Consider the following 15655-nt stretch of genomic DNA (forward strand, 5'->3'; position numbering starts at 1 on the left):
GTCAGGAGCGGCTTTAGCCGCTCTTTATTACTCTACTGGATTGACACACTCTGATCGTGTCGCATCAAACTTGCAGCGCACCTTGCGCTGCAGGGTCAGCATCTCAGGGTCATAGTATTCTCGTTCCCGCAAATGCAGCCTCGCCTGTTGCATCATGATTTCGTATTCGCGCTGATCTCGCTCCGGGATATCAATCCACCAATGGGCCGGAACCTTGGCGGTTTCTTCCCCGAGCCTCTCCATGATCAGACCGTAATTCTGCAGAAAAACTTCGCGCACCAACTGGGCTAGCTCGTTGGGAAATTTGTCCGTACGGCCAATAATCTGCATGGTCATCTGGGTCAGCGGGAAGCGCACGATGCCACCATTCGGGGACATGCCTTTGTACAGTTCCAATACTTCGTAGGCCACCAGTGGAGCCGGTAATACGTCCACAACACCGTTGTTAAACTTGTTTGGTGCGGAAACGATGTCAGACAGAATCGGTGTGGCACCAATCTGCGATACCATTTCTGCCTGTACCTTGTCGTAATCAAGTACGGCGACTTTTTTGCCGGCAGCCTTGGCGAGGCTGCTGATCGAGCGGTCATTAACAAAAACATAGACAGCCCCGGCGGGAGCAATACCCAGTACCACATATTCTCCACTGACCATGTTGTCCGCATTGCGCGTAGAATTAACTGCCTGTAGCAGCACGTGCATGTGCTTGTCATCCGGCACTGCTCCTACCGCATCAATGGTTCCGCTATAGCGATGAAACAAGCGGGCACGAAGGCCGGTCATCAGCGCTGCATCACAGATGCCACTTTTTAGATCCTCGGCGACCACTGTTTCATTGGTGTAGGGGACCATTTCTACATCTACGCCGTATTGCATGATCTGGCCACGTTGATCCTGCGCCGCCGCATAAATTGGGCCTGAACGCCCGGCAATATCCCAGATGCAGATCTTGCGCTTGATCAGTTTTTCTTTCGGGTAACCATACAGCTGACGAATTGCAGTAATGCGCTCATCAAGGGTCAGGGTCTGGTCATAGGCTTTGGCGCGTAGCTGCTCTTCCGTCGGCGCGGCATGTGTGGCTGCAGCTAGAATGAAAAGTGACAGCAGAGCGGTCAGTCTGTTCAGCATGATTGCTTTCCTTGGTAATTCGATCGAGCTGTGGTTATTCCACGGGATTGACGCACTCGCCACGCTCGGGCGAATACTTGCAGCGGATGCGTCTTTGCAGAGTGAGCATTTCTGCATCGTAATAGTCCATGTCGCGCAGGCTTATACGAGCTTGCTGCATCATGTTGCTGTATTCCTGCATGTCCTCTTTGGGAATCGCGATCCACCATTTTTCCGGAATTTTCACTTCTTCCCGTGAGATCAACTCAATCACTCGGGGGTATTGCTCAAAGGCAGCTTCACGAATCAACTGGGCGGCTTCATTGGGGAATTTATCCAGCCGACCAATCAGCTGCATAGTGATTTGCGCCAGCGGGTAATTGATGATGCCGCCATTTGGTGTCATGCCCTTGTAGAGCTCCAGTATTTCGTACGCCAGCAACGGTGCCGGCAGAATGTCCACTACGCCATTGTTGAACATTCCCGGGGCGCGGGTGATATCCGTGCTCACGGGGGTGGCGCCAACGCCGGCAATCATCTTCGCCTGCATGGGGTCATACTCGAGCACAGCAACTTTCTTGCCGGCAGCTTTTGACAGTGTGTTGATGGAGCGGTCGTTTACGAATACATAGGCAGCGCCGGCGGGGAATACACCAAGCACCACGTACTCGCCTTGCACCATTTTATTGGCGGTGCGGGGATTAGTGATTACCTGAAACAGGGTATGCAGGTGGTCGCGATCCGGCAGTGCGCCGATGGCATCAATAGAGCCGGTGTATTTATTAAACTGACGGGCGCGCAGGCCGCTCATCAACGCTGCATCACAGCGGCCAGCCTTGAACTCTTCGACCATTACGGTTTCGTTAGTGTAGGGCACCATCTCAAGCTCAACGCCAAACTCCAGCGCCTGAGCACGGGCTTCCATGGCGGCCCCGAATATGGGCCCGGCCCGGCCGACAATATCCCAGATGCAGATGACTCGGCGCAGACGCTGGCCCTCGGGCAGCTTGTCGATGCCAGACAGTTTGGCAATCGCCTTGAGCCTCTCGTTCACCGGCATATCGGCGTTCAGGCTAATGTCGGTCATCATACGAACCAGCTCTGGAGTCAGCTCCACGCCGGGCAACAGGCGCTGGAACTCGGCCAGCTGCTCTGGGGTGAGCGATGAGGCAGGCTGCTTTTCGGCAGTGACGATTCCGGGGATCAGCAGAGCAAAGGTCAGCAGTAGCGCGGATAGGTGCTTCATTATTATTCTCTCCGGTCGTTCGGGCTGAGCCCGATACACTAGGTGAACACAGCATACAGGCGATTGACCGGTGAGTCGCTGAGCCTTGGCACTATGGCCGGCTGGCTAGTCTCTGGGTTGCTGCCCCACTTTCACCACCGTGCCTGGGCGCAACCGCCGCCATAATCCTCCGGGATGACCGCTACGCTTAGTCACCCTGCGGATTATGGTGGCGTTCACGCCTAAGTGAGACACCGAGGCAACGGGGGGTAGGGGTGAGGCCTCTGCTAGATTTGGGCGTTGAGGGATTGGCCAGTGATGCCTTTTGCTGCTGGGCCGAGCAGGTACAGGTATGGGGCGAGAATGTCCTCCGGGCGCTTCAGCTTGCTGGCATCTTCCGCCGGGTAGGCCATGGCGCGCATTTTGGTGGCCGTGGCACCGGGGTTGATGCAGTTGACCCGGATCGGTGCCACGTTCTCCAGTTCGTCGGCCAGCACCTGCATCAGTCCCTCGGTGGCGAACTTGCTTACCGCATAGGCACCCCAGAAAGCCCGACCCTTACGGCCCACACTGGAAGTGGTGAATAGTACTGAGGCGTCGGCGGAGTCTTTTAGCAGGGGCAGCAAGGCGCGGGTGAGAAAGAACGGCGCATTGATGTTGACCTGCATTACCGACTCCCAGGTGCCATAGCCGTACTGATCCAGAGGCGTGATTTCACCGAGAATCGAGGCGTTGTGCAAAATGCCGTCCAATCGGCCGAAGGCGTTGCCGAGCATACCGGCCAGTTCCTCGTAGTCCGCAGGGCGAGCTACCTCCAGGTTGACCGGCGCCAGTGCTGGCTCAGGTGCTCCTATGGCGACGATTTCGTCATACACGGCCTCCAGCTTTTCCTGAGTGCGTCCCAACAAAATTACAGTGGCACCGTGTTTAGCCAGGGCCAATGCGGCGGCGCGGCCGATGCCGTCACCGGCGCCAGTGACCATGATGATGCGGTCGTTGAAGGCATTGTCAGGGCACTGGTAGCTGGTGGCCGCTTGCTGAATATCGGTCATGGCTCTTCCGGGAATTAAAGGTTCAGTAACTGAGCAAGCTCTGCGGTATCCGCCGCATACATATCTGCTCGCCATGCTTGCGGGTCTTCGTCTTCGCCAATATAGCCAAACAGGACGCCAATGGTTCTCATGCCGGCATTCCGGCCTGCAGCGATATCGCGCTCGTGATCGCCCACATAAATGCAGCGCTCTGGCTGAACTCCTACCATTGACGCAGCCTTTAGCAGCCCTTCCGGTTGCGGCTTACGCTCGGCCACATTATCCGGGCAGATCACGGGGCCAACTCGGCTGGCCAGCTTCAGGCCTGCCAGCAAAGGGGTGGTGAAACGTTCCGGCTTGTTGGTGACAATGCCCCAGGGAATATGGCTTGCTTCCAGCTTGTCCAGCACTTCGTCCATGCCGGCAAACAGTTGGCTTCCCACTGTCAGATGATCCACATAGCGATCCAGAAACTCGGCTAGCAGGCTGTCGAACGCTGCCTCCCCGGGATTGCCGCCGAAGCCGGCTTGCAGCACGGCACGGGCACCATTGGATACTTGGGCACGAACTTTGTCATAGCCAAGAGCGGGCTTGCCAGCTTCGCCCAGCATGGCATTCAGCACGGTGTGAAAATCCGGCGCGGTATCGACCAGCGTGCCGTCCAGATCAAAGAAAACGGCGTCAACCATTACGCCTCTGCCTTGATGCAATGCACCAGATAATTCACCGACACATCGCGGTTCAGGCTGGCGTTGGCCGTGAACGGGTTGTACTGCATGCCGCAGGTGTCTTTCAGTTGCAGGCCAGCGTCGCGAGCCCATCCCGCCAGTTCCGACGGCTTGATCAATTTGGCGTATTCATGGGTGCCACGCGGCAGCAGGCGCAGGATGTATTCGGCTCCCACAATGGCCAGTGCAAATGCCTTCGGATTGCGATTGATGGTCGAGAAAAATACCTGTCCACCGGGTTTGACTAACTTGGCACAGGCAGCAACAACTGCGCCGGGGTCCGGCACGTGTTCGAGCATTTCCAGGCATGTAACAGCGTCGTACTGGCCGGCGCGTTCGGCGGCAACTTCTTCCGCGGTGATATTCAGATACTCAACATCGATGCCGTCCTTTTGTGCATGCAGGCGTGCCACAGCCAAGGGGGCTTCGCCCAGATCAATGCCGGTTACGGTGGCACCCAGCCGGGCCATGCCTTCTGACACCAGACCACCGCCGCAGCCGATATCGATGACTTTTTTACCTTTCAGGCTGACGCGCTCGTCGATGTAGTTCAGGCGCAGGGGGTTGATGTCGTGCAGTGGACGGAACTCGGACTTCGGGTCCCACCAGCGCTCTGCCAGCGCTTCAAATTTGGCAATCTCAGCGGCATCGACGTTGCGGGCGCTATGGTTCATGCGGATTCTCCACGGATACGGTCGCCCCAGGCGCGCGCGTCGCGCAGTACCCGGGCTTCATTCAGGGTGGTGAGGACGCGATTTTCCATCAACGCCCGGCCGGCCACAAAGGTGTGACTGATCTGCGCGCGGCTGGCGGAGTAAACAATCTGTGCCACCGGGTCATACAGTGGCTGGGTCTCCACCGCGCCCAAGTCAAAGGCAATGATGTCCGCTTGCTTGCCAATAACCAGTGAACCCGTCTGGCTATCAATGCCCAGCGCGCGGGCGCCTGCCAGAGTGGCCATTTCCAACGCGGCTGCGGCGGGCAGGGCGGCTGCGTCCTGAGCCACGGCTTTGGCTAGCAGGGCGGCGGTCTTCATTTCGCCCTGCATATCCAGATCGTTGTTGCTGGCAGCGCCGTCAGTGCCCAGCGCCACATTGACGCCGGCGTTGCGCAGTTTCTCTACCGGGCAGAACCCGCTGGCCAGCTTCAGGTTGGACTCGGGGCAGTGCACCACCGACGTGCCGGTCTGTGCGAGAAGGGAGATCTCGTCATCGGTCAGCTGGGTCATGTGCACCGCTAACAGGCGCGGGCCAAGTAGTCCCAGGCCATGCAGGCGATCCAGCGGTCGGGCGCCCCCATCTGCGGTGGCCATCATGATCTCGCCGGCGGTTTCGTGGATATGCATCATGATGGGCAGATCCAGCTCTTCGGCGTAGGTGAGCAGCTTCTGCAATGGTGCGTCCGACACGGTATAGGGTGCGTGGGGGCCAAAGCCGATCTGGATCAGTGGCTCATGGCGCCAGTTGTCGTGCGCTGCCAGCGCCAGTCGCAGATAGTCATCCGGTCCCTGTGCCATAGGGGTGGGGAAGTCCAGCAGGGGCGAGAAAAGCACCGCCCGCAGGCCGGCTTCCTTGGCTGCCCGGGCGATGGCCTCGGGAAAGAAGTACATGTCGGCAAAGCAGGTGGTGCCGCTGCGAATCATTTCGGCACAGGCGAAGCGGCTACCGTCGTGGACGAATTCATCGCTGATCCATTTGCCTTCAGCGGGCCAGATGTGCTGTTCCAGCCAGGTCATCAGTGGCAGATCATCGGCCAGTCCGCGGAACAGGTTCATGGCACTGTGGGTATGGGCGTTAACAAAGCCGGGGGTCAGGGCATGCTGGCCCAGATGCAGCACTTTAGCTGCCTGCCAGCGGCCTTCTACCTGATCAGAGGGCAGAATATCAGCGATAAGGCCATCGCGGACCACGATGGCATGGTTATTCAGGGTGCCGGTGCCTTCTACCGGAATGATCCAGCGGGCATGGATGATCAGGTCAGCGGCGGTCATGGTGGCTCCGGTTGGGGCAGTAGAGGGCGCAGTATATGTAGGAGAGGCTTCAGTCGCGAGGTTTTGTCCCGTAGCAGGCTGCTTCAGAGGCGAAATCTTTTGCCGAACCACCCCCTGCCACCGGCGCCACCGTGCCCGGGCGCAACCGCCGCCATAATCCTCCGGGGTGCCCGCTACGCTGAGTCACCCTGCGGATTATGGTGGCGTTCACGCCTAAGGGAGGCACCGAGCCAATGAGGGTCAGGGGTGAAGCGGCGTCACACCCGAGCAGCGCGGCAGGGCCGGAGAAGGTCACTGCCGACGATGTTTCAGGGGCATGCAAGGGGGGTGGCAAGGGCAAAAGGTTTTCGCCGCTCAAGCCGCTCCTACAGCGGCAGCAGTGTGGTATGATTCTGCGCTTTCCGGCCGGCCTGGCCGACGCTGTTCAGGGGATATAAAAGAGCAATGACGGATCTCGCTAAAGAAGTCACCCCGGTCAATATCGAAGACGAGCTAAAGCAGTCCTACCTCGACTACGCCATGAGCGTTATCGTCGGTCGGGCACTGCCGGATGTGCGCGACGGCCTCAAGCCGGTACACCGCCGCGTCCTGTTCGCCATGCACGAGCTGGGTAATGACTGGAACAAGGCCTACAAGAAGTCCGCCCGCGTGGTCGGTGACGTAATCGGTAAGTATCACCCCCATGGGGACTCTGCTGTTTACGACACTATTGTCCGTATGGCTCAGCCATTCTCTCTGCGCCACATGCTGGTTGATGGTCAGGGTAACTTTGGCTCCATCGATGGCGATAGCGCCGCCGCCATGCGATACACCGAAGTACGCATGTCCAAGATCGCCCATGAATTGCTGGCCGATCTGGAGAAAGAAACCGTCGATTACGTGCCCAACTACGACGGCACCGAGATGATCCCTGCGGTGATGCCTACCCGCGTGCCTAACCTTCTGGTGAATGGCTCCTCAGGCATTGCCGTGGGGATGGCCACCAATATTCCGCCGCATAATCTGGCTGAAGTGGTTGATGCCTGTCTGGCTCTGATCGACGACAGCGAACTCACCGTTGACGACTTGATGGAGCATGTCAAAGGCCCGGATTTCCCCACTTGGGGCATTATCAACGGGCGCGCCGGTATTGTTCAGGCTTACCGTACCGGCCGCGGCCGCATTTACATGCGCGCCCGAGCTCATATTGAAGACACCGATAAGTCTGGCAAGCAGGCCATCATCGTCACCGAGATTCCCTATCAGGTGAACAAGGCTCGCCTGATTGAAAAGATCGCCGAACTGGTCAAGGACAAAAAACTCGAAGGTATCACTGAGCTGCGCGACGAATCCGATAAGGACGGCATGCGCATCGTGATCGAGTTGCGGCGTGGTGAAAATACCGATGTGGTGCTGAACAATCTGTACTCGCAAACGCAGATGGAAAGCGTGTTCGGCATCAACATGGTGGCGCTGGTAGATGGTCAGCCGCGCACCCTTAATCTGAAGGAAATGATTGAGGCGTTTGTTCGTCATCGCCGCGAAGTGGTCACCCGCCGCACGGTGTTCGAGCTGCGTAAGGCAAGAGAAAAGGGCCACATACTGGAAGGCTTGGCTGTGGCGCTGGCGAATATCGATCCGGTGATCGAGTTGATCAAACAGTCGCCCAGCGGAGCTGAGGCAAAAGAGCGTTTGGTCGCTACCGCATGGGCTCCCGGTAACGTGATTCAAATGCTTGAGCGGGCCGGTGGTGAAGATGCGTGCCGCCCGGATGGACTTGATCCGTCCCTCGGTCTTCGCGATGGAAAATATTATCTCTCCGTGGAACAGGCTCAGGCCATTCTTGACCTGCGCCTGCAGAAACTGACGGGCATGGAGCAGGAAAAGCTGGTTCTCGATTATCAGGATCTGTTGGACAAGATTGCCGAGCTTGGTCTGATTCTGGCTGATCCGCAGCGTCTGCTGCAGGTGATTCGTGATGAGCTGGCGGCGGTTCGCGAGGAGTATGCCGACGAGCGTCGTACCGAGATCCAGACCTCCCGCGCTGATTTCAGCATGGAAGACCTGATTGCCGAAGAAACCGTGGTGGTGACTTTCTCCCACGGTGGCTACGCCAAAATGCAGCCGATTGACACCTACCGCGCGCAAAAACGTGGTGGTCGAGGCAAGGCCGCAACTGCAGTAAAAGATGAAGATTATGTCGAGCATCTGCTGGTGGCGGGCACCCATGACACCCTGCTGTGCTTCACTAATATCGGCAAGGTATTCTGGTTGCGGGTCTATGAGCTGCCTCAGGGCGGCCGTAACTCACGAGGCAAACCGATCGTTAATCTGATCCCGGCCTTGCAGGAAGATGAGCGCATTACCGCCATTCTGCGCATGGATCCGGAAATGATGCGCCAGCAGTCCGCCGTCGATGACGACGATGAAAGCGAAGCTGATGTTATTGATGTGGCAGATGAAGACGGTGCAGAAGAGATCGTTGCTGATACCGTGCCCGGGCCGTTCATCTTTATGGCTACCTCCAATGGTATGGTTAAACGTACTCAGCTGGCCAAGTTTGCCCGGCCGCGCAGCAACGGCCTGATCGCCGTGCGTCTGCAGGAAGGTCAAAGTCTGGTCAACGTCGCTGTTACCCAAGGTGACGAAGACGTCATGCTGGTCGCCGGCAACGGCAAGGTGGTGCGCTTCCGTCAGGCCGCCGTGCGGGTCATGGGCCGTACTGCCCGCGGTGTGCGTGGTATGAAGGTTGCCGCCGGCGAAGAAATTATTGCCATGATTATTCCGCAGGAAGGTGGTCAGCTGCTGACCTCCTCGGAAAAAGGCTATGGCAAGCGTACGGGCGTCGATGAGTTCCCAACCAAAGGTCGCGGCACTCAGGGTGTTATCGGTATGGTGGTCAACGACCGCAATGGCGTACTGATCGGCGCTACCCAAGTGTTTGGCGGTGAAGACATCATGCTGATCTCTAATCAGGGCACTCTGGTGCGTACCCGGGTTGATGAGGTCAGCTTGCTCAGCCGTAATACACAGGGCGTCACCCTGATCAAACTAGGCAAGGAAGAACACCTCGTCGGCGTCGAGCGCATTCCGGAGCTGGAAGGCGTGGAAGAAGAAATAGACGAAGAAGACGAAGCAGAATCCTGACTCTGTAACGGCTGGAGGGGCGACTTTAGTCGCCCCTCCAGCCGTTACAGCGGGGTGCTACCAATAACCTCTATCCCGGAGCTGACTTACTCCATGACTCGCGCCTTTAACTTTTGTGCAGGACCGGCCGCACTGCCGGAAGAAGTTCTTCAACAGGCCCGCGATGAACTGCTCGACTGGCAAGGCACTGGCATGTCGATCATGGAGATGAGTCACCGCTCCAAAGAATACGTCGCCATTGCCCATGCCGCCGAGCAGGATTTGCGCGAGCTGCTTGGCATTAGTAACGATTACGCCGTGCTGTTCTTGCAGGGTGGGGCCAGTCAGCAGTTTTCAATGATCCCCATGAATCTGCTCAACAGTGGCGAAACCGCAGACTACGTCAACACTGGTCAGTGGTCGATCAAGGCCATTGCGGAAGCAAAGCGTTTTGGCAATATCAACGTCGTAGCCAGCGCCGAGGACAAGCACTTCTCCTATGTCCCGGCACAAAGTAGCTGGAATGAGTCAAAGGATGCGGTTTATCTGCACTACACACCTAACGAAACCATCGGCGGTGTGGAGTTCCCCTTTATTCCAAAAACGGATAAGCCGCTAGTAGCTGATTTTTCTTCGTCGATTTTGTCGCGACCGCTGGATGTAGATCGCTATGGACTCATTTATGCCGGAGCCCAGAAAAATATCGGTCCCGCGGGCATTGTGGTCGTGATTATTCGCCGTGATCTGATCGGTCGAGTGACAGGGTTGCCAGCGATGCTGGACTACAAGATCCATGCGGACAATGGCTCCATGTACAACACTCCGCCGACCTATTCCTGGTATCTGGCTGGCTTGGTATTTAAATGGCTCAAGCGCCAGGGCGGTCTTGCTGCCATGGCTGAAGTTAACGACCGCAAAGCGAAAAAATTGTACGGTTATATTGATGCTAGTGAGTTTTATAGCAACCCGGTGAACCCGGCAGATCGTAGCTGCATGAACGTACCCTTCGTGCTCGCAGATGCGCTCCTGGACAAGCAGTTTCTGCAGCAGGCAGACGCTGCGGGGCTGCTCAATTTGGCCGGGCACCGCTCTGTTGGTGGTATGCGCGCCAGTATTTACAACGCAGTGCCAGAAGCAGCAGTAGATGCACTGATTGAATTCATGCAGGACTTTGCAAAGCGGAACGGCTGATGAGCAAGCAACCGACACTGGAACAATTGCGTGCGCAAATTGATGCGCTGGATGAAAAGCTACAGGGCTTGATTAATGAGCGCGCCTCCCTTGCTCAATCCGTGGCGTCAGTAAAGCGGGCGGAAGAGGGTGGCGAGCCGGTTTTCTATCGTCCTGAGCGGGAAGCTCAAGTGTTGCGCATGGTTAAGGAGCGTAACCAGGGGCCGCTGGACGGTGAAGTGATCGCCCGTTTATTCCGTGAGGTAATGAGTGCATGCCTGGCGCTGGAGCAGCCCATGAAAGTGGCGTTCCTGGGCCCGGAAGGCACTTTTACTCATCAGGCAGTGCTGAAACATTTTGGCCATGGCGTTACCGCTGTGCCCATGAATGCCATTGATGAAGTGTTCCGCGAAGTGGATGCCGGGGCGGCAAACTACGGTATCGTTCCGGTGGAAAACTCCACGGAGGGCGTGGTTACCCATACGCTGGATACGTTTATGGAATCCGGCCTGAAGATCTGTGGTGAAGTCGAGTTGCGCATTCACCATCACCTGATGATCGGTCCGGCCACCCGCCGCGATAGCATCAGCCGCATCTACTCACACCAGCAGACGTTGGCGCAGTGTCGTAAATGGCTCGATAGCCACATGCCTAATGCGGAGCGTATTGCGGTGGCTTCCAATGCTCAGGCTGCCAAACGCTTGAAGGACGAATGGAATGCCGCTGCGATTGCCGGAGAAATGGCTGCCGAGCTGTACGGCATGGAAGTGATTCATCGCAACGTGGAAGACCGGCCGGACAACACCACTCGCTTTATTATTATCGGCAAGCAAGACACGCCAACTTCCGGCAAAGATAAAACCAGCATTATGGCGAGCGGCAAGAATCGCCCTGGTCTGCTGTATAGCGTACTGGAGCCGTTCAAGCGTCATGGGGTCAACCTGACGCGGCTCGAATCGCGGCCATCCCGTGCAGAAAAATGGAATTACGTTTTCTTTATTGATTTTGAAGGCCATCGCGACGACCCGGATGTGCAGAATTTGCTGGCGGAGTTGGAAGCGGATTCACTGAATATCCGTTTCCTCGGCTCCTATCCGAAAGCGGTCCTCTGATCAGGAGACAGCACCATGAGCTGTGATTTCATTGCCTTGGCAACCCCGGGAGTGCAAACACTCAAGCCCTATGCGGTTGGTAAGCCGACTGAAGAGCTAGAGCGCGAGCTGGGCATCAAGAATATTGTCAAGCTGGCCAGCAACGAAAATCCGCTGGGGCCGGGCAAGTTGGCATTGCATGCGGCTCGTCAGGCGTTGGAGAGCCTGCATCTGTATCCGGATGGTGCCGGCTTTTATCTTAAGAGTGCGCTGCGAGAAAAATTCGGTCTTCGTCCTGAGCAGATCACTCTGGGTAATGGTTCCAATGATTTGCTTGAGCTTATTGGCCGTGGCTTTCTTAATCGCGGCGATGAAGTGATTTTTTCTCAGCATGCCTTTGCCGTCTATATGCTAGTTACGCTGGGCTGCTCCGCCAAGCCGGTGGAAGTGCCGGCCAAGCTGTTTGGTCACGATCTCGCCGCCATGGCTGATGCCATTACCGAGCGAACCCGGATCATTTTTATCGCTAACCCCAACAATCCCACCGGAACCTGGTTTCATCGCCAGGCACTGGAAAGCTTTATGCAGCGTGTGCCTGAGGAGGTACTGGTGGTACTGGATGAGGCATACGTTGAGTACGTCGAGGAAGAGGGTTACCCAAACGGCTTTGAGTTTGTTGATCGCTATCGCAACGTGATTGTTACCCGTACCTTCTCGAAGATGTACGGTCTGGCCGGTTTGCGTGTTGGCTATGCGGTGGCTAATCCGGAAATTACCAATGTGCTTAATCGCGTGCGCCAGCCGTTTAACGTTAATGCGCCGGCTCTTGCCGCCGCTGCCGCTGCGCTGAACGATGACAACTACATCGAAGACAGCAAGAGCGAAAACACTTCCGGTCTGGTGCAGATCGCTGAAGGCCTGCAAGCACTTAATCTCCACGCCATCCCCTCCGTGGCTAATTTCATTGCGTTCGATTGTGGTCGTCCGGCGCAACCGATTTATGAGGCTCTGCTGCATGAAGGGGTGATTGTCCGGCCAATTGGTGGCTACGGTATGCCCAACCACTTGCGCGTCTCCATTGGCCTTGGCGAACAGAACGACCGCTTCCTCAGGGCCCTGGAGAAGGTGCTTAATGTTTAACCGCGTAGCCATTATCGGTCTGGGGCTGATTGGCGGCTCTCTGGCTGCGGCTATCCGCGCCCACGGTCTCGCCACAACGATTGTCGCTGGGGCCCGCTCTGAGAGAACGCTGGAGCGTGGCAAGCTACTCGGCCTGATTGATGATGGCAGCACGGATTTCGCCGAAGCAGTTAAAGGCGCTGATTTGGTGTTTCTGGCGGTGCCGGTATCCAGCATGGCCGACAGCATGGCGAAAATGGCGCCGGGCTTGAGTGGCACCGTCATCATTACGGATGGAGGCAGCGTCAAAGGCAAGGTGATCGACGCCGCTATTAATTGTATTGCAGAGCACATTAGCCGCTTTGTTCCCGGTCACCCGATTGCAGGCAAGGAAAAAAGCGGTGTTGATGCTGCGGATGCGCGGCTATACCAGAACCACCGGGTTATTCTCACGCCAACGGCGCAAACCGATACTCAGGCCACTGAGAGAGTGCGTGCCCTGTGGGCGGCCGTGGGTGCCGAGGTATTAACCATGGCGCCAGACGAACACGACCGGGTGCTGGCAGAAACCAGTCACTTGCCGCACCTGCTGGCATTTTCTCTGGTGGATACCTTGGCCCGGCAGGGCGACTCGCTGGATATCTTCCGCTATGCTGCCGGCGGTTTCCGTGACTTCACCCGTATCGCCTCTAGCGATCCGCTGATGTGGCACGACATTTTTAAAGAAAATCGAGACTCGGTGTTGCGTGCCGTGGATCTGTTTCAGCAGGGGTTGGCGGGATTTCGTCAGGCGATAGAGCAGGGCGATAGTGACGACATGCTGGCCATCATGACCAGAGCTAACAGTGCCCGGGCCCACTTTCTGGCGCTTTCGGCACGCACCTCTTACACCGCCGCCCTGCAACTCAACGACGATAGAACTAACGCTATAGCGAGTGACAACACAGCCATGAGTAACACTGTTTCCTCCGGCCATGGTCGCCGGGTCGAGTTCCACCTGCAGCCCGGCGGTGCCCTGAATGGATCCCTGCGGGTTCCGGGCGACAAGTCCATCTCGCATCGCTCGATCATGCTCGGTGCGCTGGCCGACGGCATTACTGAAATAGAAGGTTTTCTGGAAGGCGAAGACGCTCTGGCCACGTTGCAGGCGTTTCGTGATATGGGCGTGGTCATTGAAGGCCCCAGCGCGGGCCGCGTGCGTGTCCATGGCGTTGGGCTGCACGGGCTCAAGGCGCCCAGCGGCACTCTTTACATGGGCAATTCCGGCACTTCCATGCGTCTGTTGATGGGTCTGCTTTGTGGTCAGCCGTTTAACACGGAGTTGACCGGGGATGCCTCGCTTAGCAAGCGTCCCATGGAGCGTGTTGCCAAGCCATTGCGGGAAATGAACGCAGCTATCGCTACCACCGGCAAAGGCACGCCGCCGGTGCATATCAGCGGCGGCCAGCAGCTTAAGGGCATCCATTACGACTTGCCGGTAGCCTCCGCCCAGGTCAAGTCAGCCATTTTGTTGGCTGGCTTGTATGCCGAAGGCGAAACCTCTGTTACCGAGCCGGCTCCCACTCGCGACCATACCGAGCGCATGCTGGCTGGCTTTGGTTACCCGGTCAGCCGTGATGGCGCCACCAGCAAGGTTAGTGGCGGTGGCAAGCTCAGTGCCTGCTCGCTGGAAGTCCCGGCGGATATTTCCTCGGCGGCCTTCTTTTTGGTCGGAGCGTCGATTGCGGAGGGTTCCGAGCTGCTGTTACGCCATGTCGGTATCAACCCTACGCGCACCGGTATTATCGATATCCTCAAGCTCATGGGGGCTGATATTACCCTTGAGAATCAGCGAGATGCGGGCGGTGAGCCGGTTGCGGATATTCGTGTCAAAAGTGCCAGGCTGAAGGGTATTACCATTCCAGAAGAGCTGGTGCCACTGGCCATAGATGAGTTTCCGGTGCTGTTCATCGCAGCGGCTAATGCACAGGGCGATACCATCCTGCATGGCGCTGAAGAGCTGCGGGTCAAGGAGTCGGACCGTATTCAGGTGATGGCGGATGGCCTCACCACGGTGGGTGTGGAGAACGAAGTCTATGCGGACGGCATTCGTATTCGCGGCGGCCAGTACGGCGGCGGTGAAGTTTATGCCCATGGCGACCATCGTATTGCCATGAGCTTCGCCATCGCCTCATTGCGGGCTACGGCGCCAATCCTGATCCACGACTGCGCCAATGTGGCCACTTCGTTCCCTGGCTTTGCCGAGCTTGCCAGCGCCGCCGGCCTGAATCTATCCGTGGTGGAAGACTGATGGCCGCCGCTTCGATGGCGAAAGTCATTACCATTGACGGCCCGGTGTCCTCAGGAAAGGGCACTATTGCTCGTAAAGTAGCCCAGCGGCTTGGCTGGCATCTCCTTGATTCTGGGGCACTTTATCGTTTGTTGGGGCTGCATGCCCGTAATCTGGGTGTGTCACTGGATGTCCCGGAAGGTCTGGTGCCGTTGGCCCGTGAGCTGCCGTGCCGCTTTGTCGAGAAGAACGGCGAGCTGCTGATTGAGTTGGACGGGGTAGACGTGTCCGACTACCTGCGCACCGAGGAAGTGGGCGAGCTGGCCAGCCGGGTCGCTGTCCATCAGCCGGTCCGTGATGCGTTGTTGGCCCGTCAGCAGGGCTTTGCCCAGTCCCCTGGTCTGATTGCCGATGGTCGCGACATGGGTACCGTGGTATTTCGTGCTGCGCCCCTCAAGATCTACCTCACTGCCAGTCCCGAGGAGCGTGCCCGTCGGCGCTATAACCAGTTGAAGGAAAAGGGGTTTGATGCTAATCTCGCCGCCCTCGTTGAGGACATCCGCAACCGGGATGAGCGGGACATGGGTCGTGATGTGGCACCGTTGAAGCCAGCAGAAGATGCGCTGGTGGTAGACAGTACCGACATGACAATCGATGCCGTATTGGACCGGATTCTCAGCGAAGCACAACAACGAAACCTCGTTTGATGTGCACGCGGATTGGTTGACGCGCGGTCGCCAAAGTAAACCAGCAAGGCCGTCGATCAACTTAACTTAAAGCTGCCCGTATCTGCTGGCTGATATGGTTAACCTGTGAGTAC

12 protein-coding genes are annotated in these 15655 nt (G+C 57.3%); 6 read left to right on the top strand and 6 right to left on the bottom strand.

Translation table 11 applies throughout. The features are described 5' to 3' along the window. Positions 1-27 precede the first annotated feature (27 nt). From J1C54_RS02685 to J1C54_RS02710, 6 genes are all read right to left on the bottom strand, one after another. Positions 28-1128, bottom strand: a complete 1101-nt coding sequence (locus J1C54_RS02685; protein ID WP_229144283.1) for a putative solute-binding protein — start codon at positions 1126-1128, stop codon at positions 28-30. A 34-nt stretch (positions 1129-1162) separates the two neighbouring features. Continuing rightward, positions 1163-2353 carry a putative solute-binding protein gene (locus J1C54_RS02690; protein WP_229144284.1) on the bottom strand — a complete coding sequence of 397 codons (1191 nt, stop codon included), beginning with the start codon at positions 2351-2353 and terminating at the stop codon, positions 1163-1165. A 266-nt stretch (positions 2354-2619) separates the two neighbouring features. Beyond that, the gene (locus J1C54_RS02695; RefSeq protein WP_229144285.1) at positions 2620-3384 is read right to left on the bottom strand and encodes a YciK family oxidoreductase; all 765 of its coding nucleotides are present in this window, start codon (positions 3382-3384) and stop codon (positions 2620-2622) included. A 14-nt stretch (positions 3385-3398) separates the two neighbouring features. Further along, on the bottom strand, positions 3399-4052 hold the full coding sequence (locus J1C54_RS02700) for an HAD-IA family hydrolase (RefSeq protein WP_229144286.1): 654 nt from the start codon (positions 4050-4052) through the stop codon (positions 3399-3401). Beyond that, positions 4052-4765 (bottom strand): bifunctional 2-polyprenyl-6-hydroxyphenol methylase/3-demethylubiquinol 3-O-methyltransferase UbiG, encoded by a 714-nt coding sequence (gene ubiG / locus J1C54_RS02705; protein WP_229144287.1) that lies wholly within the window; start codon positions 4763-4765, stop codon positions 4052-4054. The genes J1C54_RS02700 and ubiG overlap by 1 nt, the downstream gene beginning before the upstream one ends. Next, a complete protein-coding gene (locus J1C54_RS02710; RefSeq protein ID WP_229144288.1) occupies positions 4762-6081 on the bottom strand; it encodes a TRZ/ATZ family hydrolase in 1320 nt (439 codons plus the stop codon). Before J1C54_RS02710 ends, ubiG begins: the two co-directional genes overlap by 4 nt. Positions 6082-6525: 444 nt before the next feature. On the opposite strand from J1C54_RS02710, the gene gyrA reads away from it, so the two are divergent. The 6 genes from gyrA (at position 6526) to cmk (ending at position 15542) form a co-directional block, all read left to right on the top strand. Further along, the gene (gene gyrA / locus J1C54_RS02715) at positions 6526-9207 is read left to right on the top strand and encodes a DNA gyrase subunit A (RefSeq protein WP_229144289.1); all 2682 of its coding nucleotides are present in this window, start codon (positions 6526-6528) and stop codon (positions 9205-9207) included. Between the two features lie 93 nt (positions 9208-9300). Continuing rightward, positions 9301-10377 carry a 3-phosphoserine/phosphohydroxythreonine transaminase gene (serC, locus tag J1C54_RS02720; protein ID WP_229144290.1) on the top strand — a complete coding sequence of 359 codons (1077 nt, stop codon included), beginning with the start codon at positions 9301-9303 and terminating at the stop codon, positions 10375-10377. Beyond that, the gene (pheA, locus tag J1C54_RS02725) at positions 10377-11468 is read left to right on the top strand and encodes a prephenate dehydratase (protein WP_229144291.1); all 1092 of its coding nucleotides are present in this window, start codon (positions 10377-10379) and stop codon (positions 11466-11468) included. Before serC ends, pheA begins: the two co-directional genes overlap by 1 nt. A gap of 15 nt (positions 11469-11483) precedes the next feature. After that, complete coding sequence (gene hisC / locus J1C54_RS02730) at positions 11484-12587, top strand: histidinol-phosphate transaminase (RefSeq protein ID WP_229144292.1); 1104 nt, start codon at positions 11484-11486, stop codon at positions 12585-12587. After that, the gene (locus J1C54_RS02735) at positions 12580-14856 is read left to right on the top strand and encodes a bifunctional prephenate dehydrogenase/3-phosphoshikimate 1-carboxyvinyltransferase (RefSeq protein WP_229144293.1); all 2277 of its coding nucleotides are present in this window, start codon (positions 12580-12582) and stop codon (positions 14854-14856) included. The genes hisC and J1C54_RS02735 overlap by 8 nt, the downstream gene beginning before the upstream one ends. Then, positions 14856-15542: a (d)CMP kinase gene (gene cmk, locus J1C54_RS02740; RefSeq protein WP_229144294.1), complete on the top strand. Its 687-nt coding sequence runs from the start codon at positions 14856-14858 to the stop codon at positions 15540-15542. The genes J1C54_RS02735 and cmk overlap by 1 nt, the downstream gene beginning before the upstream one ends. Positions 15543-15655 lie beyond the last annotated feature (113 nt).

The organism is Alcanivorax sp. 1008 (assembly GCF_020667895.1).
GTDB lineage: Bacteria > Pseudomonadota > Gammaproteobacteria > Pseudomonadales > Alcanivoracaceae > PGZG01.